Below are 21,714 nucleotides of genomic sequence, written 5' to 3' on the forward strand. Positions count from 1 at the left end.
GGAGCGCCGGGCGTGGCACCGGGTGCCGGGCCGCGGGCACCGACTGGGCGCTGGGCACCGCGGCGGGGGCCCGCGCCCTGGTCAGCGACGGCGCCGCCGCCGAGGCCGGGTACCGCGAGTCGATCGAGCTGCTCGGCCGCACCGAGGTACGGATCATGCCCGCCCGCGCCCGGCTGCTCTACGGCGAGTGGCTGCGCCGGGAGAACCGCCGCACCGACGCCCGGGAGCAGCTCGCCTCCGCCTACCCGGCGCTCAGCGCGATGGGCGCCGAGGCGGTCGCCGAACGGGCCCGGCGGGAGCTGGCGGCCACCGGGGAGAGCGTGCGCCGTCGTACGGTCGAGGTGTCCTCCGTGCTCACCGCGCAGGAGGCGCAGATCGCCCGCCTCGCGGGCGCCGGGCTGACCAACCCGAAGATCGGCGCGCAGTTGTTCCTCAGCCCGCACACGGTGGAGTGGCGCCTGCGGAAGGTCTACGCCAAACTCGGCATCGGCTCCCGCAAGCAGCTGCGGGACGGCCGGTCAGCCGGCCAGCCAGTGGCGGTACTCGGTGGTGGCGACGACCGCCTCGTTGCCGGCGACTAGCGCCCGGCCCGGCACGGCGGCGAACCAGCCGGCGGCGTCGTCGGTGACGATCTTGCGGTGGTCGCCGCGGGCCTCCAGGGTGATCCGGCCCAGCTCGTCGAGGGAGAACACCTCCGGCCCGGCGATCTCGCGGACGTCCTGCAGCGGCGCGCCCACGCTCACCTCGGCCAGCGCCCAGGCGACCTCCACCGCGGCCATCGGCTGCAGCAGCGTGCCGGGCAGCCGGACCGTGTCCGCGTCGGCGGTCTCGGACAGCAGCGCGCCGACCGACTCGAACGTCTGCGTCGCCCGGACGATCGAGAACGGCACCGGCCCGCCCCGCAGCAGCTCCTCCTGCAGCATCTTGGCCCGGTAGTAGGCCACGGCCGGCACCCGGTCGGCGCCCACCACGGAGAGCACGACCACATGGCCGATCTCGGCGTCCTCGGCGGCCACCAGCAGGTTCTCCATGGTCCGCCGGAAGAAGACCAGCGAGGAGTGGTCACGGGCCGGCGAGTTGGTCAGATTGACCACGACGTCGGCGCCCTTGAGCGCCTGCGGCAATTCCTTCTCGCTGGTCAGGTCCAGGCCGGTGGAGAGCGAGTACGCCCGCGCGTGGTGCCCGCCGGCGGTCAGGATCCGCACCACCCGGGACCCGATCAGGCCCGTCCCTCCGAGCACCGCGATCCGCATGTCAGTGTCCTTTCCGGTCGGCAACGGGCAGCTGCGCCACGGTCCTCAGCGTCGCGCCCGGGACAGCCCGGTCGCGCCCCGGAGACTGCGTGGTCCGCACCCGGCGTTGCGTGGTGATGACAGCCATGCAATGACGACCGGACAGCCCGCCGGTTCGTGACGTCAGACGGTGTCGGGGTAGGCGCGGGTCTCACTGGCCTTCACCGCGACCCAGATCCGCCGGCCCGGCTCCAGCTCCAGCTGGGTGGCCGCCGCCGGGGTGATGTCGGCGGCCACCGTGATCGGCCCGTCCAGCCGCACGCGCAGGTTGTCGCCGTGCCGCTGGATGTCGGCCAGCACCGCCGGCCAGGAGTTGCGGGGGCTGCCGTCGGGCCGGTGCGGATGCAGCGCGACCGCCGCGGGCGCGAACGCCACGAACGCGTCGCCGTGCACCGTGTCGGTGGTGGTCAGGACGAACCCGTCGGCCAGTTCGACGGTCTGCCCGTCGCCCCGCCCGCGGTAGAGGTTCAGCCCGACCAGCCGGGCCACGTAATCGGTGCGGGGCCGCGCGGTGATCGTGGCGGCGTCGCCCTCCTGCACCACCCGCCCGTGCTCGACGATGACCAGGCGGTCGGCCAGCACCAGCGCGTCCAGCGGATCGTGGGTGACCAGCAGGGTGGCGCCGGGGTGCGCGGTCAAATGCCGGTGCAGCTCGGCACGGGTCTCCAGCCGGGTCCGGGCGTCCAGCGCGGCCAGCGGCTCGTCGAGCAGCAGCAGGACCGGGTCGACGGCGAGGGCCCGGGCGAGGGCCACCCGCTGCGCCTGCCCGCCGGAGAGGTGCCGGGGTTTGCGCCGGCCCTGCTCGCCGAGCCCGACCCGCTCCAGCCACCGGTCGGCGGTGGCGTGCGCGGTCCGCCGGTCCACCCCGTGCCGGCGCGGGCCGAAGGCGACGTTGTCCCGGGCGCTCAGGTGCGGGAAGAGCAGGTAGTCCTGGAACACCACACCGATCGGGCGGTCCTCGGGCGGCGTCCAGACCCGGGCCTGCGGCCGGTCCAGGTCGCGGCCGTCGAGCGTGAGGTGCCCGCCCGCCAGCGGGGTGAGGCCGGCCAGCGCGCGCAGGGCGGTGGTCTTGCCGGCGCCGTTCGGCCCGAGCAGGGCTACGGTCTCGCCGCGCTGGATCCGCAGGTCGACGTCGAGCTCGAAGGTGCCGCGCCGCACCACGAGACGGGCGTCCAGCAGCGCGCTCACGGCGCGGTCAGCCAGCGGTCGCGGAGGGCGGCGAGGATGGTGACCGAGACCGCCAGCAGGATCAGGCTGAGCACCACGGCGCCCTCCAGGTCGCCGCTCTCCATGGTCTGGTAGACGGCGAGCGGCATCGTCTGGGTGATGCCGGGAAAGTTCCCGGCGAAGGTGATCGTCGCGCCAAACTCGCCGAGCGCCCGCGCCCAGCACAGCACCGCGCCGGCCGCGATCCCCGGTGCGACCAGCGGCAACGTGACGTGGGTGAAAGCGGTCCAGCGGGTGGCGCCGAGGGTGGCGGCCGCCTCCTCGTAGCGGGTGTCGGCGCCGCGCAGCGCGCCCTCGACCGCGATCACCAGGAACGGCAGCGCCACGAACGCCTCCGCCACCACCACACCGGCCGTGGTGAACGGCAGCGTGATCCCGAACGTGCTGTCCAGCCACGAACCGATCAGTCCGCGCCGGCCCAGCGCCAGCAGCAGCGCGATGCCACCGACCACCGGCGGCAGCACCAGCGGCACGGTGATCAGCGCCCGCACCACCCGGCGGCCGGGAAAATCCACCCGGGCCAGCAGCCACGCCAGCGGCACCCCGAGAGCCAGGCAGAACAGCGTGGCCAGGGTCGAGGTGAGCAGCGACAGCCGCAGGGCCTCGACCACCTCCGGCTCGGTGAGCCGCTGCGGCAGCGTCGCCCACGGGGTGCGGGCCAGCAGCCCCGCCAGCGGCAGGATCAGGAAGAGCAAGCCCACAACCGCGGGCAACAGCAGGGGTACGGGTACGCGCGCGCCCGTGCCGGGGCGGCGTCGCACCGCCTCCGAAGTGGTCAAGGCGCCTGGAATCCCGCCTCGGTCAGCACCGCCAGCGCCTCGGGGGCGAGCACGAACTCGACGAACGCCCGGGCGCCCGCCGGGTTGGGTGCGTCGCGCAGCGCGGCGATCGGATAGTCGTTGATCGCCTTCGCCGACTCGGCGAACTCGATGCCGTCGACGTCGGCCGCGGCCGCCTTGGCGTCGGTGCGGTACACCAGCGCGGCGTCGACCTCGCCCAGTTTCACTTTGGACAGGGCCGCCTTGACGTCCTGTTCCAGGGTGACCGGGGTGATCTTCACACCGGACGCGGCGATGGCCGACGCCGAGGCCGCGCCACACGGCACCGCCTCGGCGCAGAGTGCCACCTTGAGGTCCGGTTTCGCCAGGTCGGCCAGGCCGGTGACGCGTTTCGGGTTGCCCTTGGCGACCACGATGACGAGCTGGTTGCGCGCGAACGTGACCGGGCTGATCGCGCTGGTCACGGCGGTCATGTTCTGCGGGGCGGCGGAGGCGAAGACGTCGGCCGGCGCGCCCTCGTTGATCTGGGTGGCCAGGCCCGAGCTGCCGGCGAAGCTGAACGTCACCGTCGTCCCCGGGTGAGCCTTCTCGAACCGCTCGCCGATGGTGGTGAACGACTCGGTCAGCGACGCGGCCGCGAAGACGGTGATCGTGCCGCTGACCCGCCCGTCGCTCGCCGCTCCGGGCTCCGGGGAGCTCTCCCCGCACCCGGCCAGCAGCGTCAGAGCGCTGAGTCCGGCGGCCACCACGAAACGAATCCTCAACCGGTCCCCCCGCGCTCCACCACGACCGTGGTCGACTTGATCACTGCCACCGCGACCGAGCCGACCCGCAGGTCCAGCTCGTCGACGGCTTCCCGGCTCATCAGCGACACCACCCGGAACGGGCCGGCCTGAATGTCCACCTGGGCCATCACGGTGTCCTTGACGACCGCGGTGACGATGCCGCGCAGCCGGTTGCGCGCCGACGACTCCTCGGAGCGCTCGTCGGGCTCGGCGGACCTGGCGCGCACGAACGCGGCCAGCTCGGCGCCGTCGATCACCCGGTGGCCGTGCTCGTCGCGGCCGGCCGGGAGCCGGCCGGCGTCCACCCAGCGGCGCACCGTGTCGGCGCTGACCCCGAGCAGCTCGGCGGCCTCGCCGATCCGGAACTCCGTCACAGCGGTGACCCTATCGGCTATGCATATGCGAGGGGAAGCCGGTCTTCTTCATCGCGTTTGCGGAGCGGCGCGAGAGAGAAGACCCGCAGCTACCAGCTCGACGGTCACCGCGACCGCGATCGCCTCGACCGCGAGCAGGGCGACCAGCACCAGCAGCTGGGTGGCGCCGGCCTCCACCGCCGATCCCCCACCGAGCAGCACCCCGACGAACGCGCCGGGCAGGGTGACCAGCCCGACCGTGCGGGTCTGATCCAGGGCCGGGACCAGCGCCTGCCCGGCGGTGGGCCGGCAGACCTCGAGCGCGGCGTCGCGGGGCAGGAAACCGAGGGCGAGCGCCGCCTCGTACTCGCCGTGGCGGTCGCGCAGCTCGTCCAGCGCGCGGCGCCCGGAGAGCGAGGTCGCGGTCATCGCGCCGCCGATCAGGATGCCGGCGATCGGCAGCACCGCGATCTCGGTCAGCGGCGTGGTGCCGGCGGCGACGATCAGGGCGCCCACCGGCAGCGCCCCCGCCGCGATCGGCAGGACGACGAGGCGGGCGTGCCGGCGCGAGCCGACCCGGCGGGCCGAGGTGAACGCCGCGACCAGCACCATCAGCAGGATGAAGGCGGCGGTCGCCCACCAGGACCGGACCACCGCCGCGATCAGCAGCGACACCACGGCCAGCTGGAGCACCGCGCGCAGCGAGGCGGTGACGACCGCCCGACTCACCCCGAGCCGGCCGGCAGCGCCCGCCCCGGCCGCGATGATCATGAGCAGCGCCAGGACGACGGCCAGGACCGGGCCGACCGCGACGGCGCCACCGGTCACGACTCGACCCGTTCGCGCAGCAGCAGCTCGACGCCGTCGAGCAGCCGGTCCAGGCCGAAGCGGAACGAGCGGTCCGGGTCGCCGACCGCGTTGTACTCCTGCCCGGCCACGGTGCCGACCCGGCCGCCGAGCGGGTACGCGCCGGGCGGCATCACCCGGTCCAGGATCGGCGCGTTGACCTCCCACCACTGCAGGTCGGAGATCCCGGACCGCTCGGCCGTGGCGCGGGCCGCGACCGACGTGCGCGCGGAGCCGGCGGTGAAGTCGCCGATCAGGGTGACGAGCTGGTCCATCTCCAGGTCGGTGAAGCCGGCACCCTCCAGGGCGGCCAGCTGCCACTCGTACCGGTCGCAGCCGTGCGGGCCGATCCATGGCCGGCTGCTCTCGATCTGCAGCAGCCAGGGGTGCCGGTGGTACTCGTCCCACAGGTGCCGGGCCACCCCGGCCAGCCGCTGCCGCAGGGGGCCCTCGTGCGGCGGGTGCGGGACCTCCCCGATCGCCTCGTCGACCATCAGGCCGATCAGCTCGGAGCGGCCCGGCACGTAGGTGTAGACGGACATCAACTTGAGCCCGAGCCGGTCGGCGACTTTGCGCATGGAGAACGCCGGCAGGCCCTCCTCGTCGGCCACCGTGATCCCGGCGCGGATCACCTCGTCCACGCTGACCCGCTGTTTCGGCCCGCGGGAGCCCTGCGGGACGCCGAGCTTGCGGCGCCACAGCAACTCGAGCGTGCGGTCGACGTCCTGATTTTCCATGTGCGCATATTACCCCGTGGGGTGTACGGTGTTTGGCGCATCGTTTTTCCGTAAGGCATACGGAGTTAGGAGCGGCAGTGCACACCCTGGCAGCAGAGGGACTACGCAAGAGGTACGGCGACCTGTCCGCCCTCGACGGCTTCGACCTGCACATCCCGTCCGGAGTGATCCACGGACTGCTCGGTCCCAACGGCGCCGGCAAGACCACCGCGGTCAAGGCGCTCGCCACCCTGATCGACCTCGACGCCGGCAGCGCCACCGTGGCCGGCTTCGACGTGCGCACCCAGGCCGCGCAGGTGCGCCGGCGCATCGGCCTGATCGGGCAGAACGCCGCGGTCGACGAGGTCCTCGGCGGCCGGCAGAACCTGGTGATGTTCGGCCGGCTCTACGGCCTCGGCAAGTCCGGGGCGCGGGCCCGCGCCGACGAGCTGCTCGAGATCTTCGGCCTGGCCGGCGCCGCCGACCGGGCGGTCTCCACCTACAGCGGCGGCATGCGCCGCCGGCTCGACATCGCCGCCGGCCTCATCCTCACCCCGGCGGTGCTCTTCCTCGACGAGCCGACCACCGGCCTCGACCCGCGCGCCCGCAACGAGGTCTGGGCCGCGGTCCGGGAGACCGCCGCCCGCGGCACCACGGTGCTGCTCACCACGCAGTACCTCGACGAGGCCGACCAGCTGGCCTCGGAGATCTCGGTGATGAACCACGGCAGGATCATCGCCAACGGTACGCCCGAGGCACTGAAACGCCAGATCGGCGGGGATCGGGTCACCGTGACCGTCGGGCTCCGCGACGACCTGCACGACGTCGCGCACCAGCTCTCGGCCGCGCTCGGCGAGGACGGGGTCACCGACGACGACACCCGCACCGTCACGTTCGAGCTGGCCGGGGTGACCGCCCTGGCCGGGGTCGTCCGCGCCCTGGACGAGCTGGCCGTCACCCCCGAGGACCTGCTGCTGCGCCGCCCCACCCTGGACGAGGTGTTCCTCACCCTGACCGAGAAGGAGCCCGCCCGATGACCACCCTGCGCGCCGGCTGGATCATCACCCTGCGGGAGCTGGCCCACTGGGCCCGCGAGCCGTGGGGCCCGATCTTCAACCTGCTCTTCTCGATCATGCTGCTGCTGGTCTTCGGCTTCCTCTTCGGCGGCGCGATCACCCTGCCGGGCGGCGGCGACTACATCACCTATCTGCTGCCCGGCATGATGGCGCTGAGCATGATGTTCGGCGTCGAGTCCACCGCCACCGCGATGGCCAACGACGCCCGCAAGGGCATCACCGACCGGTTCCGCTCGATGCCGATCGGCAGCGCGTCGGTGGCGCTCGGCCGGGTCGGCGCCGACATGGCCAACTCAGCGATCGAGCTGCTCGTGCTGATCGTCGGTGGCCTGCTGATCGGCTGGCGGATCACCTCCGACCCGGCGTCCGCGGTGCTGGCCGTGCTCCTGCTGCTCCTGCTGCGGTTCGCGGTGCTCTGGATCGGCATCTTCCTCGGCCTCACCTTCCGCGGCGAGGGCGCCACCACCGCGGTGCAGGTGCTGGTCTGGCCGATCGGCTTCCTCTCCACGGCGATCGTGTCCCCGGAGACGATGCCGGCCTGGCTCGGCGCGCTCGCCGAGTGGAACCCGCTGTCGGCCACCGCGACGGCGGCTCGTGAGCTGTTCGGCAATCCGACCGGGATCACCGAGGGCGTGCTCGCGGACGCGGCGATCTGGCTCGCCATCGGCTGGCCGGTGCTGCTCGTGGCGATCTTCGCCCCGCTGTCGGCGCGCGCCTACCGGCGGCTGCGCGCCTGAACGACGAGGCCCCGCGGACCGGTGCGGTCCGCGGGGCCTCGCCCCGGATCGTCAGAACCAGCTGTGGTTCCAGAGGGTGTTCGCGCCCCCGTCGCAGTCGTGCGTGATGAGCTGCGCACCGTCGGTCTTGACGGCGCCCTTCACCACCATGCACATGCCGCTGTGCACGTTGCGGAACTGGTAGTACGTGGTGCCGTTGGCGCGCTTGACGATCTGCTCGCGCCACACGTCGTTGTTGGTGTCACCGTAGGTACAGGTGTACTGGATGATCGCCTTGTCCTTGCCGGTCGCCGCGTTCTGCACGGCCAGGCACTTGTCGTTGTGCACGTTGCCGTCCGGCGTGAAGGCGTGCAGCGGCTTGAGCCGGACCCAGTCGTTGGCGTTCTGGTCGACGTACTCCAGAACCATGATGTCGTTGTCGACACCGTTGTTCTTGAACGGGTACTGGATCGCCAGCGCTCCGTTCGACTTCGAGGCGCCCTGCACCGCGACCGCGTCGTTGCTGTTCAGGTTGCGCAGCACGTGGGTCGGGCCACCCTCGACGGCCGCGGCCGGGACGGCCGTCACGGCCAGGAAACCCGCCACGACGGCCGCGCCGGTGACGAACCGGCGGATTGCTTTGTTCACTCGCTCCCCCAACGAAGATGATCAAATCTCGCGGGGAGTCTAATGTGAATATTCCTCGCCGTGTGCCCCGCCGGCGCCGGGCGAGCGCCGGCGGGACCCCAGGATCAGCTGTTGCAGATGTCGGTCATCTCGTCGCGCGGGACGACCTTGACGCGCTTGCGGCCGTGCGGCTCGCCGAGCGCGATCTCGTGGCTGTCCAGCTTCTGCCAGCCCTCCCAGGTGGTCAGCTGCAGGCCACGCTGCGACAGGTACTCGACCACCTCGGCCGGGTCGCGCTGCGGTGCGGGCGGCAGCTTCTCCGCGTCCTCCAGCAGGCTGGTGACGGTCTCGCCGGAGCAGCCCTTGGTGTGGCCGATCAGGCCGACCGGGCCGCGCTTGATCCAGCCGGCCACGTACATGCCGGGGATGTGCTCGCCGTCGAGGTCGAGGACGCGGCCGGCGTCGTGCGGGATGGTGCCGGTCTTGGTGTCGAACGGCAGGTCGGGCAGCGCGGTGCTGAGGTAGCCGACGGCGCGGTAGACCGCCTGCACCGGCCAGTCGGTGAACTCGCCGGTGCCGCGCACCCAGCCGTCACCGGTCAGCTCCTGGGTCTCGGTACGCAGGCCGACGACCTTGCCGTCCTCGCCGAGCACCTCGACCGGGGCCTGCAGGAAGTACAGGTGCAGGCGGCGCGGGCGGTCCCGCGGGTCGCGCACGGCCCAGTTCTGCAGGATGTCCACGCACATCTTGACGTGCCGGGTCTTGCGCATCGCCTCGAGGCTGCCCTCGTCGAACTCGATGCCCTCCGGGTGGACGATCACCTCGACGTTCGGCGAGTGGTCCAGCTCGCGCAGCTCCTGCGGGGTGAACTTGACCTGCGCCGGGCCGCGCCGGGAGAAGACGTGCACGTCGGTCACCGGGCTCTGCTTCAGCGCCTGGTAGACATTGTCCGGGATCTCGGTGACCAGCAGCTCGTCGGCGGTCTTCGCGAGGATCCGGGCGACGTCGACGGCGACGTTGCCGGCGCCGATGACGGCGACCTCCTTGGCCTCGAGGGGCCAGTCACGCGAGACGTCCGGGTGCCCGTTGTACCAGGACGCGAAGTCCGCGGCGCCGTAGCTGCCCCGCAGGTCGATGCCCGGGATGTCCAGGGCCCGGTCCTTCTCGGCGCCGGTCGCGATGATCGTCGCGTCGTAGAAGCGGCTCATCTCCTCCGGCTTGACGTCCACGCCGTACGCGACGTTGCCGATGAAGCGGATCCGCGGGTTGTCCAGGATCCGGAACAGCGCGGTGATGATCTCCTTGATCCGGGGGTGGTCCGGTGCCACGCCGTAACGGATCAGGCCGTACGGGGTCGGGAGTTTGTCGAAGATGTCAACGGTGACCGTTTCCGACGATTTGATGAGGTGGTCGGCAGCGTAGATGCCGGCCGGGCCGGCTCCGATGACGGCAACCCGAAGGGGGCGGTCCATGGTTGCTTTCCCTCACTCGCGCTAAGAGTCCGGCCGGAGCCAAGATCTTCGACAGGTCGCCTGCGACAGTAGAACCTCAACCCCGGTTGAGATCAATGCAGCGGCGGTCAATGCGGTGTTCGTCACCCGTTACCCGCGCGGCCGTACAAGTGAGGGGTCAATCCGTACAACTCAGGGGCGAAACTCCCGGATCACCGTGACGCCGGTGCCGGCGTGGATCGCCGGGTCGCTCGCGACCCGGTCGATCTCGGTGAAACCGGCCTTGGCCGCGACCGCGGCCGACGCCGGGTTGGCGATGTCGTGCTGGATCACCACCCGCTCGACGCCCGGCAGGGTGAGCGCCACCCGGGTCAGCACCGTGACGGCGGCGGTCATGTGCCCGCGCCCGGCCCACGGCGTACGGAGCCAGTAACCGATCTCCAGAGCGCCCGGCCCCACCCGTGTCATCAGGCCGATCGAGCCGATCAGATCACCGACCGTGGTGAAGATGGCGTAGTTGAACTCGGTGCCCTTCGCCCAGTTCTCCACCGACATCTCGATATACGCCCGGGCGGCGGCCACGTCGTAGCCGTCGGTCGCCCACGGCAGAAACGGCTTCAGCTCGGCCAGCGACTCCTGGACCGCGGCCGCGCCCTCCTGCGCCCACTCCGGCTCCCAGCGCTTGAGAACGAGCTCACCGGCGTTGATCATCTCGGGTGGTTCCATGCCCGGTAGCTTGCGGGTCGGACCCCCGCTGAAGCAAACCGGATTTGACCGTGTCGATCAGCGCGTAGGCCGCGCCCACCGCGGCGTCCGGATCGCGGCCGAGCACCGCATCGGCCAGGGCGGTGTGCGCGTCGACGATCCGCGGATCCTCCGGCAGCGTCGCGGTGTGCTCGATCGACGCGGCCGCCACCTCGGCCACCGCGTCGTAGAGCCGGATCAGCAGCGGATTGCCGCCGGCCGTCACCACCGCCCGGTGAAACGCGGCGTCGGCTGCGACGTACGCCTCGAAGTCGCCCGCCTCGTGTGCCGCATCGCGCGCCCTTGCTGCGGCCGCAAGCGCCGTCAGGTCCTCGCCGGTGCCGCCGGCGGCGGCGAGGCGGGCGGCCGCCGCCTCCAGACCGGCCCGCACGTCGAGAACCTGGGTCAGGGCCGCCGCCGCGTCGCGGACCAGCACGCCGGTGATCTCGTTGGTGGCCCGCACGTAGGTGCCGTCGCCGACCCGCGGCTCCAGCAGGCCGGTCAGGCTGAGCGAGCGCAGCGCCTCGCGGACCGTGCCGCGGCTGACCCCGAGCTCCTCGGCGAGCTGCAGCTCACCGGGGATCCTCGTGCCGACCGGCCACTGCCCGGTGGCGATGAGCTGCCGGAACTCGTCGGAGATCTGATGGACCAGGGGCACCTGACGAATCGGGCTCACCCGCCTAGTGTAAATGTTGGACATCTGCACACGCTGCCCGAGGACGCCCATGATCGTCGCGACCATCTTTCTCGTCGCCCTGTGCCTGCGGCCGGCCATCACCACGGTGGGGCCGCTGCTGCCGCAGATCAGCGCCGACGAGCACCTCGGCGAGGTCGCCCAGGGTGTGCTCGGGGCGCTGCCGCTGCTCGCGTTCGCGCTGATCTCCCCACAGGTGCACCGGGCGTCGTCGCGGTTCGGGGCGGAACGGGCGGTGCTGGGAGCGCTGCTGGTGCTGGCCGCGGGCGGGGTGGTCCGGTCCTACACCGGCGATGCCGGGCTGTGGGCCGGCACGCTGGTGATCGGCTGCGCGATCGCGGTGGGCAACGTGCTGGTGCCGGCGATCGTGAAACGGGACTACGCGGCCAACGTGTCGCGGGCGACCGGCGTCTACACCGCCTTCATCACCATCGGCGCCTCGGTCGCGTCGGCCGTCGCCGTGCCGATCGCCGACACCGCCGACTGGCGCCTGGCGCTCGCGGTGTGGTCGATGCTGGCGCTGTTCGTGGCCGCGGTGTGGGCGCCCCGTGCCCGCGTGCCGGTTCCACCCCCGGCCCGGGCCGGGCCGGGCCGGACGGTCACCGTGTGGCGGCAGCCGAAAGCGTGGCTGATCACCGCGTTCATGGGCCTGCAGTCGACCTGCTTCTACGTGCTGGTCACCTGGCTGCCGACGATCGAGATCGCCAACGGGGTGTCGGAGCGAACCGCCGGGCTGCACCTGTTCGTCTTCCAGGGCATGGGGATCGCGGGCGGCCTCGCCGTCCCGATCCTGCTGCGGCACCCGCACCGGCGGGCACTGGGCGCGGTCGCCGCGAGCGTGCCGACCGTGCTCGCCGTCCTCGGCCTGCTCACCGCGCCGCAGCTCGCGGTGCTGTGGGCCGTGGTCGCCGGAATCGGGCAGGGCGCCGCGCTGGTCACCGCCCTCACGCTGATCAGCCTGGGCGGGCGTACCCAGGCCGAGACCACCCGGCTGTCCGGAATGGCACAGTCCCTGGGATATCTGCTCGCCGCGGCCGGGCCGGTCGCCGCCGGATTTCTCGCCGAACGCACTGGCGCCTGGCAGGCCAGTCTCCTCATGCTGATGGTCCTCGGACTGCTCCAGATCGCGGCCGGCGCGGCCGCCGCTCGCGACACGACCCTCGTGAAGGCCGGAAGCTGATGAAGGTCCACCACCTGAACTGCGGCACCATGCGCCCGCCGCTCACCCCCGCCCTGGTCTGCCACGTCCTGCTCGTCGAGACCGGCGACGGCCTGCTCCTGGTCGACTCCGGTTTCGGCCTGCGGGACGCGGCCGACCCGGCCCGGCGCATCGGCGCCGCCCGGTTCCTGCTGCGGCCCGCCCTCGACCCGGACGAGACCGCGATCCGCCAGGTCGAACGCCTCGGGTACGCGCCGTCGGACGTCCGCGACATCGTGCTCACCCACTTCGACGGCGACCACACCGGTGGCCTCGCCGACTTCCCGTGGGCACGCGTCCACCTGACCGCCGCGGAAGCCGGCGCCGCGCGGCATCCACGCACCCGCAACGAGCGCTACCGCTACCTGCCGGCGCAGTACGCGCACGGGCCCGACCTGGTCGAACACGACCCGGCGCGGGGCACGGGATGGCGGGGATTCGCCGCGGCGACCGAGATCCGGCCCGGCGTGGTGCTGATCGGGCTGGCCGGGCACACGCGCGGGCACGCGGCGGTCGCCGTCGACGCCGGTGAGCGGTGGATCCTGCACACCGGTGACGCCTTCTACCACCGCGGGCAACTGGACGGCAGCCCGGTGCCGCGCCTGCTGGCCCGGTCCGAGCGGATGATCGCCCACGATCGGGCACTGGCGCGGGCCAACCACGAACGGCTGCGGCAACTGTGGGCCGCGGGTGATCCCGGGCTGAGCATCGTCAACGCGCACGACCCCGAGCTGCTCCGGCGAGCCGGGTGAACCGCGCCGCTCTGCCGACCCGGGTCCGGTCGGTCAGCGAGGTCACCGCGCACATGCGCGAGATCGAGCTCACCGGGCCGGAGGTGCCGCGACTGCGGCTCCGGGCCGGTGCGCACCTGGTGGTCCGGGTGCCGGACGGGGAGGGGCATGCCCGCCGGGTCTACTCGATCTGGCGGCACAGCGCGCGGGACGCGACGCTGACGATCCGGGTCCTGTCGCATGCGGAAGGCGGGCCCGGGTGCGCCTGGGCCGGTGAGGTCGCGGTGGGCGACCGGATCACGGTCGAGCCGCCGCGCAGGAAGATCACGCTTGATGAGCGGGCGGGGTTCCACCTGTTCATCGGGGATGAGACGGCTGCGGTGCCACTGCTGGCGATGCGGGCCGCGCTGCCGCCCGCGGCGCGGGTGTGCGGGGTCTTCGAGGCGGGCGGGCCCGGTGAGGAGGTGCCGGGCGTGGAGGGGCTGCCGCCGCTGCCGTGGGTGCATCGAGGTGGTGGGTCCGCTGTCGGGTCCCGTGTACTGCTGCGGGCGGTGCAGGATCTGGAGCTGCCGGGCGGGTCAGGTGCGGCTTACGTGGCCGGTGAGAGTGAGACGTGCCGCCTGATTCAGCGGCATCTCGAGCAGCGGGGGTGGTCGCGGCGGGCTGTGCAATCGCAGCCGCAGTGGGCACCGGGCCGGCCCGGCTTCGGCGCCGGCGGCGACTGACGGGCTACTCGGACGCCGGCTCGGCGCCGATCCGCCGCCCGGCCGGAAAGTGTCGGTGGGGGTTGCTACCGTCTCGGCACTGATCGGGTGAGGGCGACAGCGGCCGAGGGAGTCCGGGTGACCATCAACGAGCATGTGACGACGTTCGCGGGCCTGCCGATCGTGGCGTGGGACGCGGCGGAGAGCCCCGCTGACCCGGCCGCGGTGGCCTGGCGCGTCTCGGTGGACGACTCCGAGGCCGAGGACGACGAGTTCGCCGAGGCGCTCGAGGCGCTGCTGAAGCGGTGCGGGCCGGGCGGGCCGACCGCGCTGATCGCCGGCGACTGGGGCTCGTCCTACGAGCGGGCCTTCCCGTTCGACGTGCTGGTCGACAACGCCGGGCGGCTCGGCGCCCTGCGCTCGCTGTTCATCGGCGAGATGACCTTCGAGGAGTGCGAGATCTCCTGGATCCAGCAGGGCGACATCACCGCGGTGCTGGCCGCCTTCCCCGCACTGGAGCACCTGTGGGTCCGCGGCGCCGACGGGCTGGAGCTCAAGCCGGTGCGCCACGAGGCCCTGCGCGAGCTGGTCCTGCAGTCCGGTGGGCTGCCCGCCGAGGCGGTCCGCGCGGTCGGCGCCAGCGACCTGCCGAATCTCACCCACCTGGAGCTGTGGCTCGGCGTCGACGAATACGGCGGCGACGCCCGCGCCGACGACCTCGCCCCGATCCTGGCCGGCCGCTCGCTGCCCGCGCTGACCCGGCTCGGCCTGCGCAACGCCGAGATCGCCGACGAGGTGGCCGCTGCCGTCGCCGCGGCCCCGGTCGTCGCCCGCCTCACCGAGCTCGACCTGTCGATGGGCGCGCTCGGCGACACCGGCGTCGAGGCGCTGCTGACCGGGCAGCCGCTCACCCACCTCACCCGGCTCGACCTCAGCCACCACTTCATCAGCCCCGAGCTGACCCAGCGCCTCACCGACGAGCTGCCGGGCGTCGACGTCGACGTCTCCGACCGGCAGAAGGAGGAGGAGTGGGGCCGATACACGGCGGTCGCTGAGTAGTGCGCCTCGCCGTCGTCGGCAACCCCGCCAATCGCCGGGTCGCCCTGTTCGCCGAGGCCGTCGCCCGCGCCGGCCTGCCCGCACCCGAGATCCATCCGTGGCGTGACGTGCTCCGCCACGGCCGCGTTCCCGGCCCGGGCGTTCTTGTGCGCATCGACTCGCCCGGCGAGGACGCCGAGGTCGACCTGTTGTTGCGCGAGCTGGGCAGCGGCCGCCCGTCCCGCCCGGCGGAGCACGGCGAGATCCTCGGGACGGCGGCGGCCTACGCCGGCTTGCGCCAGGCCCTGTCCCGGATCTCGGGCGGCGGTGGTGCCCTGCTCAGCCAGGCCGACGACGTCCTGACCATGACCGACAAGCCGCGGTGCCACGCCCTGCTCGCCGCCGCCGGCATCCCGGTGCCGGCGGCCCTCGGCTCGATCCACGACTACGCGTCGCTGCGGGCGGCGATGCGCGAGGCCGGCTGGGGCCGGGTGTTCGTCAAACCCGCCTACGGCTCGTCCGCCTCCGGTGTGCTCGCACTGGCGGTCGCCACCCGGCGCGCGTCGTCCGTCACCCTGCACCCGCAGCCACTCAGCCCGGCCGCGGGTCGGCATGTCGCCGCGACCGCGCCGGACCGGCAGGGCGCGGGACCGGCCGGGCCTGCGGACGCGGGCTCGGCTGGAGCGCACGGCGGGCAGACCACGTCGGGCCGGCGCGATGCAGGACCGCCCGCGGACCCGGGCTCAGCAAGTTCGGCCGGCAGCGGACGGATCGCGGCGCCCACACCGGACCCGCGCGACACGGGACCGGCAGGGACCTCGGGCGACGGATCGGCAAGGACGGCCAGCAGCGGGCGGGTTGCGGCGACCACGTCGGTCGAGTTGCAGGGTGGGCGGCTGTTCAACAGCCTGCGGGTGCGGCGTTATGAGGATGAGGCGTCGGTGGCGGCGATCGTCGACCGGCTGGCGCCGGACGGACTGCATGTGGAGCGCTGGTTCCCGAAAGCGGGGCTCGGCGGGCGGACCCTGGATCTGCGGGTGGTCGTGATCGCCGGCCGGGCGCGGCACATCGTGGTGCGGACCAGCCGGTCGCCGATGACGAACCTGCATCTCGGCAACGCCCGCGGCGACGTGGCCTCGGTGCGTGCGGCGGCCGGGGAGCAGTCGTGGCGGTCAGCGATGGAAACCTGCGAACGGGTCGCGGCGTGCTTCCCCCGTACCCTTCATGTTGGTGTTGATCTTATGTTCCGGGCGGGGTGGCGTGACCATGCGGTGGCCGAGGTGAACGCGTTCGGTGACCTTCTGCCGGGCGTGCTCGCCGACGGCTCGGACACCTACGGCGCGCAGGTGGCCGCCCTGATCGAGGGTTGGGTCGCGCATGCGTGACCGGATCGGCAGCCACGACCTGCTCCTCGTCACCCTGGACACGCTGCGTTACGACGTCGCGGCCGAGTGCCTGGCCTCCGGCCGGACGCCTCAGCTGGCCCGGGTGCTGCCCGGCGGGGTGTGGCAGCGGCGGCACACGCCGGCCAGCTTCACCTACGCCGCGCACCACGCGTTCTTCGCCGGTTTCCTGCCAACCCCGGTGACGCCCGGCCCGCACGAGCGCCTGTTCGCCGCCCGGTTCGCGGGCAGCGAGTCCAGCGGGCCCGCGACGTTCGTCTTCGACGCCGCCGACCTGCCGACCGGCCTGGCCGCCGCCGGCTATCACACGCTCTGCCTCGGCGGCGTCGGCTTCTTCAACCCGGACGCGCCACTCGGCCGGGTGCTGCCCGGCCTGTTCACCGAGGCGTATTGGGAGCCGGCGTTCGGGGTGACCGCGCCGGACTGTTTCGGCGCCCAGCTCGACCGGCTCGGCACCGTCATCGCCGCGCTGCCGCCGGAGAAGCCGCTGTTCACGTTCATCAACGTCGCCGCGCTGCACCAGCCGAACCGGCACTACCTGCCGGGTGCGGACGCCGACGGCCCGGCCAGCCACGCCGCCGCCCTGGAATACGTCGACGGTCTGCTCGGCCGGCTGTTCGACCTGGTCACCGGCCGCGGCCGGCCGTGCCAGGTGATCATCTGCTCGGACCACGGCACCCTCTACGGCGAGGACGGCCACGTCGGCCACCGGGTCGCCCACGAGGCGGTGTGGACCGTGCCGTACGCGGACTTCGTCCTGCCGGCCGCACCCGCTGCCGCGGCCTCGGCCGCCGGTGCCGGGAAGGCCCGGCCGTGACCCTCGACGACTCGCCCTACCAGGGCTATCTCTACGCCTACCCGCACAAGACCGCCTACCGGAAGCTGGAACCCCGGCCGCCGCTGGCCGAGGTCTGGGCGGCCGAGAAACAGGATGCGCTCTTCGGTTACGTGCATCTGCCGTTCTGCGAGATGCGCTGCGGCTTCTGCAACCTGTTCACCCGCGCCAACCCACCGGCCGAGCAGGTCTCCGCCTACCTCGCCCAGCTGCGCCGGCAGGCCACCGCCGTCCGCGACAGCCTCTCCCCCGGCGCCACGTTCTCCCGGCTGGCGATCGGCGGCGGCACCCCCACCTATCTGACCGCGCCCGAGCTCGAGGACCTGTTCGGCATCGTCCTCGACGCGTTCGGGACGACCGCGGTCCCGATGTCGGTCGAGACGTCCCCCGCCACCGCCACCCCGGACCGCCTCGCCGTCCTCGCGGCGCACGGCACCACCCGGGTCAGCATCGGGGTGCAGAGTTTCCTCGACGGCGAGGCACACGCCGCCGGCCGTCCGCAACGGCTCCCCGAGGTGCTGCGCGCGCTGGAGACGATCCGCGCCGCGCGCGTCCCGGTGCTGAACGTCGATCTGATCTACGGCATCGACGGGCAGACGCCGCAGACCTGGCAGCATTCGCTCGACGAGGCCCTGCGCTGGCGGCCCGAGGAGCTGTACCTCTACCCGCTCTACGTGCGCCCGCTGACCGGGCTCGGCCGCCGAGCGCACGGCCGCGCCGACTGGGACCGCCAGCGGCAGCAGCTGTACCGGCAGGCCGTGGACGTGCTCACCGCCGCCGGCTACGTGCAGCACTCGATGCGCCAGTTCCGCCGCGCCGGCGCCCCGGCCCCGGACGGACCCGACTACTGCTGCCAGGACGACGGCACCGTCGGCCTGGGCTGCGGCTCCCGCTCCTACACGACAGATCTGCACTACTCGTTCGACTACGCCGTCGCGGTCTCCGAGGTCCGCGCCGTCCTCGACGACTACCTGTCCCGTCCCGCCGACGACTTCCGGTACGCGGAGATCGGCTTCCGCCTCGACGGTGTCGAACAGCGCCGCCGCTGGCTGCTCAAGTCCCTGCTCCGCGCCGAGGGCGTCGACGCGGCCGCCTACCGGGCCCGGTTCGGTGGGCGCCACGACGACGACTTCCCGCAGCTGAGCGAACTCGTGGACCGTGGCTGGCTGACGCCCGACCGGACCACGCTCACCCCCGACGGCCTGGCCCAGTCCGACGCGATCGGCCCCTGGCTGGTCTCCGGCCGGGTCCGCGAGGCGATGGGCGCCTATGTCCCCCGATGACGCCGACCTCTACGTGCTCTACCGCGGCCCGCTGGCCAGCTGCAACTACGACTGCCCCTACTGCCCGTTCGCCAAGCGGGTCGACCCACCGGACCTGCTGCGCGCCGACCGGGCCGACCTGCACCGGTTCGCCGACTGGGTGGCCGCCACCACCGATCGCCGTCTGTCGGTGCTGTTCACGCCGTGGGGTGAGGGCCTGACCCGCTCCTGGTACCGCGAGGTGATCGTCCGCCTCTCCCATCTGCCGCACGTCGCGCGGGTCGCCATCCAGACCAACCTGGCCGCCCGCACCGGCTGGCTCGCCGAAGCGAACCCGCGGGTGGCCGCGCTCTGGGCGACCTACCATCCCGGCCAGGTCACCCGCGACCGGTTCCTGGAGCGCTGCCGCAGCCTCGACGAGCGGGGTGTCCGCTACTCGGTCGGCGTGGTCGGCCTGCCCGAGCACTACGACGAGGCGATCGCCCTGCGCGCCGCGCTGCCGGACTCGGTCTATCTGTGGGTGAACGCCGCCGACGGTCACCTCTACACCGCAGAGGAGGAACAGCGGTGGACCGCCCTCGACCCGCGCTTCGGCGACAGCGTCCGCCCGCACGCCTCCCTCGGCCTGCCGTGCCACGCCGGCGAAACCGCGATCTCGGTGATCGGTGACGGCACGGTCCGCCGCTGCCACTTCATCCCGGCGCCGATCGGCAACCTCTACGACGGCACGTGGCGCGCGGCGCTGCGGCCGCGGGCCTGCACCAACTCGCTCTGCGACTGCCACATCGGGTACGTGCATCTCAAGCCGCTGCGCCTGCGCGACGTGTACGCCGACGGCCTGCTCGAACGCATCCCCGCCGGCTGGTAGCTTGCGCCCAGGTCGTACGGTCCCGGGTAGCGAGCCCGGAGGAACGCTGATGGCCGAGACGAGTGCAGACCAGCTCCGTCAGACCGTCGTGTGGGCGGCAGTGCCCCTGCTCGGCGAGTTCACCACGGTGACCATGCCGCAGATCGCCCAGGCCGCGGGCATCACCGAGGAAGCCCTGCTGACCGTCTTCCCCGACAAGGACGCGGTGCTGCTGGCGTGCACCGCCACGCTGGCGGCGCACCTCGGCGTGATGCTCGACCCCGCCGAGGAGGTGCGCAAACTGGACGCGATCCGCCTCGACCAGCCGCTCGCGGCGCGCCTGACCGAGGTCGTCGACATCCTGGACGCCTATTACCACCGCGTGCGCGCCGACCTCGATGCCTTCGAGCAGGCGGGTTACCCGCCCAGCGGCCCGTCCCCCGAACCGCTGGCGCAGCCGTTCCAGCGCGAGGACTTCCAGAGCCTCGGCGACCTGCCCGAGATCCGGACAGCCGTCACCAGGCTGCTGGAGCCGGACCTGCGACGCCTGCGCTTCCCACCCGACGCCCTCGCCGAGGCTTTCCTCGCCGTCGCGCTGAGCAGCGCCCGCTCCTCGGACGAGGCCCCGTCGGCGCTGTCCACCGAGCGCGTGGTCGACCTCTTCCTGCACGGCGCGACAGCCGACGACCAACCCTCGCCCTCCCGATCCGGCCGGCCGGATCGGTGAGCGAAGTCGGGGCATCGGGCCCGGCGGGAAGACGTTACGTCTGCACGAGCGGCTGATACTCCTCCGCGCTCAGCCCGAACGTCCAAGCCACCCCCTCCCGAGCCGTCCGCGTGCCCGGTGGCACCCGCAGCCAGTAGACGCGGCTCGTGCCGTCGGGCTCGGGCGTCGCGTTGACCACCTCGACCATCACCAGCGGCTCGTCGCCCGGCAGATCCAGGAACCACAGCGTGCCGGTGGCGTCCGTGTTCAGCTCGCGGGCGCCGGACTCGCGCAGATAGCGGTCGTAGCCGAAATGCTCGAGCATGACGCGGCGGATCTCGGCGTTGCTCTCCGCGCGGATGCGCTCGATGCTCAACCGGGGCAGCTCGGCCGCCAGCGAGACCGGGATGGGCATGCCGCGCCAGGCCCACAGACCGTATCCGTCGGGGAACTCCATGGCGGCGCCCTCACCGCGGTGCAATCGGCCGACGTTGTCGCGGGCGAGCGTGCCGGGCCGCGCCGTGAGCACCGCGAACCGCTCGCTCGCCCACCACCAGCCGGCGTGGCGCGCGACGGCCGCCAAACCGGCCAGCGGCTTCATGAGGCCGGCCTGCGGGCAGAGCCGGTCGGCAGCCTCGAAGGTGGACAGCCAGGCGCCGTCGTGCTGGCCGTAGATCGCGTCGAGCACCGGGGACCGGGCCGCCGGCAGGTCAGCGGCCAGGTCCTCGCCGAGGCGCAGCCGCAGCCGGCCGGCCACCCGGTCCATCACCAGGCCCCACGACCGGCGCCCGGCGGCCGCGCCGAGCTGCGCCCAGCCATCGGCGCCGAGCTCGGCGGCAGCCGCAGCACGGGCAGCGGCCCACGGCTCAGTCCGCACCCGATGACGCAGCGACCGGCCAGCCCCACCACGCACCTGACCACCGAAGGGCCGACCATCACCGCCCAGCGACCGACCAGCCCCACCACGCGTCTGATCGCTCAGCGACCGACGACCGGACTCCCACGAGTCAGCCCGCATCCGGCCGGCAGAGCTCTCTGGCCGCCAGCCCTGGGCGCGCAGCTCCTCGACCACCTCGGCGACCCAGGACGGCCCCTCGGGCACCGCCGCTCCGGAGAGCAGCGCCATGGCGGCCGCACCCGCGCGCGGCGACCCCAGCCAGAAGATGCGCTCCGGTGGCTCGGCGCCCACAAGCGCGTACGCCTCACGGACCCCCTGCTCTGCGGCCTGCAAATCCGCCGGCCCGGTCGCCAACGCCGAGGCCAGCCACTGGTCCTCGATGGCGGCAGCCATCGCCTCCTGGGCGTGGGTGAGCCGCATCAGTCGGCCACCGGCCGGAAGGCGCCCGGGATGTACTCCCGCTGGCGCACCACCCGATAGTGCCCGGAGGGCAGCGAGATCGGCCCGTGCTCCTCGTGGGTGACCCGCCCGTATTCCGGGATCTCGACGAACATCCGCTCCGGATCGTCGAGGTCGGCGAGCAATCGCAGGCCTGGGCCGCCGATCACGTGCGCGTGACCGGTGGCCTCGCCGCGGGCCAGCACCATGCGCCCGCGACGGTCGCGCGGGACCGGCGCGCAGGCCGGCACCTCGGCCGGTGGCACCGCGACGATCAGCACATCACCCTGCCGGTACATGAAGCCTCCCCCGATCCGCCGAGCAACAGCCGAACCGTATCGCCGGGGT

At 73.0% G+C, this 21,714-nt stretch carries 25 protein-coding genes; 12 read left to right on the top strand and 13 right to left on the bottom strand.

Going from position 1 to position 21,714, the window contains the following annotated elements; all coding sequences use genetic code 11:
- On the top strand, positions 1-581 hold a 581-nt coding region (locus AB0F81_RS21485; RefSeq protein WP_360199846.1), incomplete at its 5' end, for a helix-turn-helix transcriptional regulator.
- Here AB0F81_RS21485 and AB0F81_RS21490 read toward each other — a convergent pair.
- The 7 genes from AB0F81_RS21490 to AB0F81_RS21520 form a co-directional block, all read right to left on the bottom strand.
- The gene (locus AB0F81_RS21490) at positions 519-1,253 is read right to left on the bottom strand and encodes an SDR family oxidoreductase (protein ID WP_360199848.1); all 735 of its coding nucleotides are present in this window, start codon (positions 1,251-1,253) and stop codon (positions 519-521) included. The genes AB0F81_RS21485 and AB0F81_RS21490 overlap by 63 nt on opposite strands.
- Before the next feature lie 162 nt (positions 1,254-1,415).
- Positions 1,416-2,480, bottom strand: coding sequence for an ABC transporter ATP-binding protein (locus tag AB0F81_RS21495; RefSeq protein ID WP_360199850.1), 1,065 nt, complete (start codon positions 2,478-2,480; stop codon positions 1,416-1,418).
- Positions 2,477-3,298 (bottom strand): ABC transporter permease, encoded by an 822-nt coding sequence (locus tag AB0F81_RS21500; RefSeq protein ID WP_360199852.1) that lies wholly within the window; start codon positions 3,296-3,298, stop codon positions 2,477-2,479. The genes AB0F81_RS21495 and AB0F81_RS21500 overlap by 4 nt, the downstream gene beginning before the upstream one ends.
- The gene (modA, locus tag AB0F81_RS21505; RefSeq protein WP_360199854.1) at positions 3,295-4,062 is read right to left on the bottom strand and encodes a molybdate ABC transporter substrate-binding protein; all 768 of its coding nucleotides are present in this window, start codon (positions 4,060-4,062) and stop codon (positions 3,295-3,297) included. The genes AB0F81_RS21500 and modA overlap by 4 nt, the downstream gene beginning before the upstream one ends.
- Positions 4,059-4,457 carry a helix-turn-helix domain-containing protein gene (locus AB0F81_RS21510; protein WP_360199856.1) on the bottom strand — a complete coding sequence of 133 codons (399 nt, stop codon included), beginning with the start codon at positions 4,455-4,457 and terminating at the stop codon, positions 4,059-4,061. The genes modA and AB0F81_RS21510 overlap by 4 nt, the downstream gene beginning before the upstream one ends.
- Before the next feature lie 48 nt (positions 4,458-4,505).
- On the bottom strand, positions 4,506-5,264 hold the full coding sequence (locus AB0F81_RS21515) for an ABC transporter permease (RefSeq protein ID WP_360199858.1): 759 nt from the start codon (positions 5,262-5,264) through the stop codon (positions 4,506-4,508).
- A complete protein-coding gene (locus AB0F81_RS21520; protein ID WP_360199860.1) occupies positions 5,261-6,019 on the bottom strand; it encodes a TetR/AcrR family transcriptional regulator C-terminal domain-containing protein in 759 nt (252 codons plus the stop codon). Before AB0F81_RS21520 ends, AB0F81_RS21515 begins: the two co-directional genes overlap by 4 nt.
- A gap of 77 nt (positions 6,020-6,096) precedes the next feature.
- On the opposite strand from AB0F81_RS21520, the gene AB0F81_RS21525 reads away from it, so the two are divergent.
- Positions 6,097-7,035 carry an ATP-binding cassette domain-containing protein gene (locus tag AB0F81_RS21525; RefSeq protein WP_360199862.1) on the top strand — a complete coding sequence of 313 codons (939 nt, stop codon included), beginning with the start codon at positions 6,097-6,099 and terminating at the stop codon, positions 7,033-7,035.
- A complete protein-coding gene (locus tag AB0F81_RS21530) occupies positions 7,032-7,811 on the top strand; it encodes an ABC transporter permease (RefSeq protein ID WP_360199864.1) in 780 nt (259 codons plus the stop codon). The genes AB0F81_RS21525 and AB0F81_RS21530 overlap by 4 nt, the downstream gene beginning before the upstream one ends.
- A 51-nt stretch (positions 7,812-7,862) precedes the next feature.
- On the opposite strand, the gene AB0F81_RS21535 is transcribed toward AB0F81_RS21530, so the two are convergent.
- From AB0F81_RS21535 to AB0F81_RS21550, 4 genes are all read right to left on the bottom strand, one after another.
- Complete coding sequence (locus AB0F81_RS21535) at positions 7,863-8,438, bottom strand: RICIN domain-containing protein (RefSeq protein WP_360199866.1); 576 nt, start codon at positions 8,436-8,438, stop codon at positions 7,863-7,865.
- A 104-nt stretch (positions 8,439-8,542) separates the two neighbouring features.
- Positions 8,543-9,889 (bottom strand): FAD-dependent oxidoreductase, encoded by a 1,347-nt coding sequence (locus tag AB0F81_RS21540; RefSeq protein ID WP_360199868.1) that lies wholly within the window; start codon positions 9,887-9,889, stop codon positions 8,543-8,545.
- A gap of 171 nt (positions 9,890-10,060) precedes the next feature.
- Complete coding sequence (locus tag AB0F81_RS21545; protein ID WP_360199870.1) at positions 10,061-10,594, bottom strand: GNAT family N-acetyltransferase; 534 nt, start codon at positions 10,592-10,594, stop codon at positions 10,061-10,063.
- Positions 10,563-11,288 (bottom strand): FCD domain-containing protein, encoded by a 726-nt coding sequence (locus tag AB0F81_RS21550; protein WP_360199872.1) that lies wholly within the window; start codon positions 11,286-11,288, stop codon positions 10,563-10,565. Before AB0F81_RS21550 ends, AB0F81_RS21545 begins: the two co-directional genes overlap by 32 nt.
- A gap of 49 nt (positions 11,289-11,337) precedes the next feature.
- Here AB0F81_RS21550 and AB0F81_RS21555 point away from each other — a divergent pair, with 49 nt between their 5' ends.
- The 9 genes from AB0F81_RS21555 to AB0F81_RS21595 all read left to right on the top strand — a co-directional run bounded on the left by AB0F81_RS21555 (position 11,338) and on the right by AB0F81_RS21595 (position 20,051).
- Positions 11,338-12,486 (top strand): MFS transporter, encoded by a 1,149-nt coding sequence (locus AB0F81_RS21555; protein WP_360199874.1) that lies wholly within the window; start codon positions 11,338-11,340, stop codon positions 12,484-12,486.
- A complete protein-coding gene (locus tag AB0F81_RS21560; protein ID WP_360199876.1) occupies positions 12,486-13,256 on the top strand; it encodes an MBL fold metallo-hydrolase in 771 nt (256 codons plus the stop codon). Before AB0F81_RS21555 ends, AB0F81_RS21560 begins: the two co-directional genes overlap by 1 nt.
- Entirely contained in the window at positions 13,253-13,960 is a 708-nt protein-coding gene (locus AB0F81_RS21565; protein ID WP_360199878.1) for a siderophore-interacting protein, read from the top strand. The genes AB0F81_RS21560 and AB0F81_RS21565 overlap by 4 nt, the downstream gene beginning before the upstream one ends.
- A 117-nt stretch (positions 13,961-14,077) precedes the next feature.
- Positions 14,078-14,998 (top strand): STM4015 family protein, encoded by a 921-nt coding sequence (locus AB0F81_RS21570; protein WP_360199880.1) that lies wholly within the window; start codon positions 14,078-14,080, stop codon positions 14,996-14,998.
- Complete coding sequence (locus AB0F81_RS21575) at positions 14,998-16,362, top strand: STM4014 family protein (RefSeq protein WP_360199882.1); 1,365 nt, start codon at positions 14,998-15,000, stop codon at positions 16,360-16,362. The genes AB0F81_RS21570 and AB0F81_RS21575 overlap by 1 nt, the downstream gene beginning before the upstream one ends.
- Positions 16,355-17,197 (top strand): STM4013/SEN3800 family hydrolase, encoded by an 843-nt coding sequence (locus AB0F81_RS21580; protein ID WP_360199884.1) that lies wholly within the window; start codon positions 16,355-16,357, stop codon positions 17,195-17,197. Before AB0F81_RS21575 ends, AB0F81_RS21580 begins: the two co-directional genes overlap by 8 nt.
- The gene (locus AB0F81_RS21585; protein WP_360199886.1) at positions 17,194-18,498 is read left to right on the top strand and encodes an STM4012 family radical SAM protein; all 1,305 of its coding nucleotides are present in this window, start codon (positions 17,194-17,196) and stop codon (positions 18,496-18,498) included. Before AB0F81_RS21580 ends, AB0F81_RS21585 begins: the two co-directional genes overlap by 4 nt.
- The gene (locus AB0F81_RS21590; RefSeq protein WP_360199888.1) at positions 18,485-19,345 is read left to right on the top strand and encodes an STM4011 family radical SAM protein; all 861 of its coding nucleotides are present in this window, start codon (positions 18,485-18,487) and stop codon (positions 19,343-19,345) included. Before AB0F81_RS21585 ends, AB0F81_RS21590 begins: the two co-directional genes overlap by 14 nt.
- Positions 19,346-19,394: 49 nt before the next feature.
- A complete protein-coding gene (locus AB0F81_RS21595) occupies positions 19,395-20,051 on the top strand; it encodes a hypothetical protein (protein WP_360199890.1) in 657 nt (218 codons plus the stop codon).
- Positions 20,052-20,085: 34 nt separating this feature from the next.
- Here the strand turns inward: AB0F81_RS21595 and AB0F81_RS21600 are convergent, their stop codons facing one another.
- Complete coding sequence (locus tag AB0F81_RS21600) at positions 20,086-21,348, bottom strand: DUF6745 domain-containing protein (protein ID WP_360199892.1); 1,263 nt, start codon at positions 21,346-21,348, stop codon at positions 20,086-20,088.
- Positions 21,348-21,665: a hypothetical protein gene (locus tag AB0F81_RS21605; RefSeq protein ID WP_360199894.1), complete on the bottom strand. Its 318-nt coding sequence runs from the start codon at positions 21,663-21,665 to the stop codon at positions 21,348-21,350. The genes AB0F81_RS21600 and AB0F81_RS21605 overlap by 1 nt, the downstream gene beginning before the upstream one ends.
- Positions 21,666-21,714 lie beyond the last annotated feature (49 nt).

This window comes from Actinoplanes sp. NPDC024001 (assembly GCF_040638955.1).
In the GTDB taxonomy this organism is placed as follows: Bacteria; Actinomycetota; Actinomycetes; order Mycobacteriales; family Micromonosporaceae; genus Actinoplanes.

Excerpts from the sequence above, each read along its gene's own strand:
- AB0F81_RS21490 (WP_360199848.1), bottom strand. The coding sequence starts at position 1,253 with ATGCGGATCGCGGTGCTCGGAGGGACGGGCCTGATCGGGTCCCGGGTG.
- AB0F81_RS21520 (WP_360199860.1), bottom strand. The coding sequence starts at position 6,019 with ATGGAAAATCAGGACGTCGACCGCACGCTCGAGTTGCTGTGGCGCCGC.
- AB0F81_RS21530 (WP_360199864.1), top strand. The coding sequence starts at position 7,032 with ATGACCACCCTGCGCGCCGGCTGGATCATCACCCTGCGGGAGCTGGCC.
- AB0F81_RS21540 (WP_360199868.1), bottom strand. The coding sequence starts at position 9,889 with ATGGACCGCCCCCTTCGGGTTGCCGTCATCGGAGCCGGCCCGGCCGGC.
- AB0F81_RS21545 (WP_360199870.1), bottom strand. The coding sequence starts at position 10,594 with ATGGAACCACCCGAGATGATCAACGCCGGTGAGCTCGTTCTCAAGCGC.
- AB0F81_RS21555 (WP_360199874.1), top strand. The coding sequence starts at position 11,338 with ATGATCGTCGCGACCATCTTTCTCGTCGCCCTGTGCCTGCGGCCGGCC.
- AB0F81_RS21560 (WP_360199876.1), top strand. The coding sequence starts at position 12,486 with ATGAAGGTCCACCACCTGAACTGCGGCACCATGCGCCCGCCGCTCACC.
- AB0F81_RS21580 (WP_360199884.1), top strand. The coding sequence starts at position 16,355 with ATGCGTGACCGGATCGGCAGCCACGACCTGCTCCTCGTCACCCTGGAC.
- AB0F81_RS21590 (WP_360199888.1), top strand. The coding sequence starts at position 18,485 with ATGTCCCCCGATGACGCCGACCTCTACGTGCTCTACCGCGGCCCGCTG.
- AB0F81_RS21595 (WP_360199890.1), top strand. The coding sequence starts at position 19,395 with ATGGCCGAGACGAGTGCAGACCAGCTCCGTCAGACCGTCGTGTGGGCG.
- AB0F81_RS21600 (WP_360199892.1), bottom strand. The coding sequence starts at position 21,348 with ATGCGGCTCACCCACGCCCAGGAGGCGATGGCTGCCGCCATCGAGGAC.
- AB0F81_RS21605 (WP_360199894.1), bottom strand. The coding sequence starts at position 21,665 with ATGTACCGGCAGGGTGATGTGCTGATCGTCGCGGTGCCACCGGCCGAG.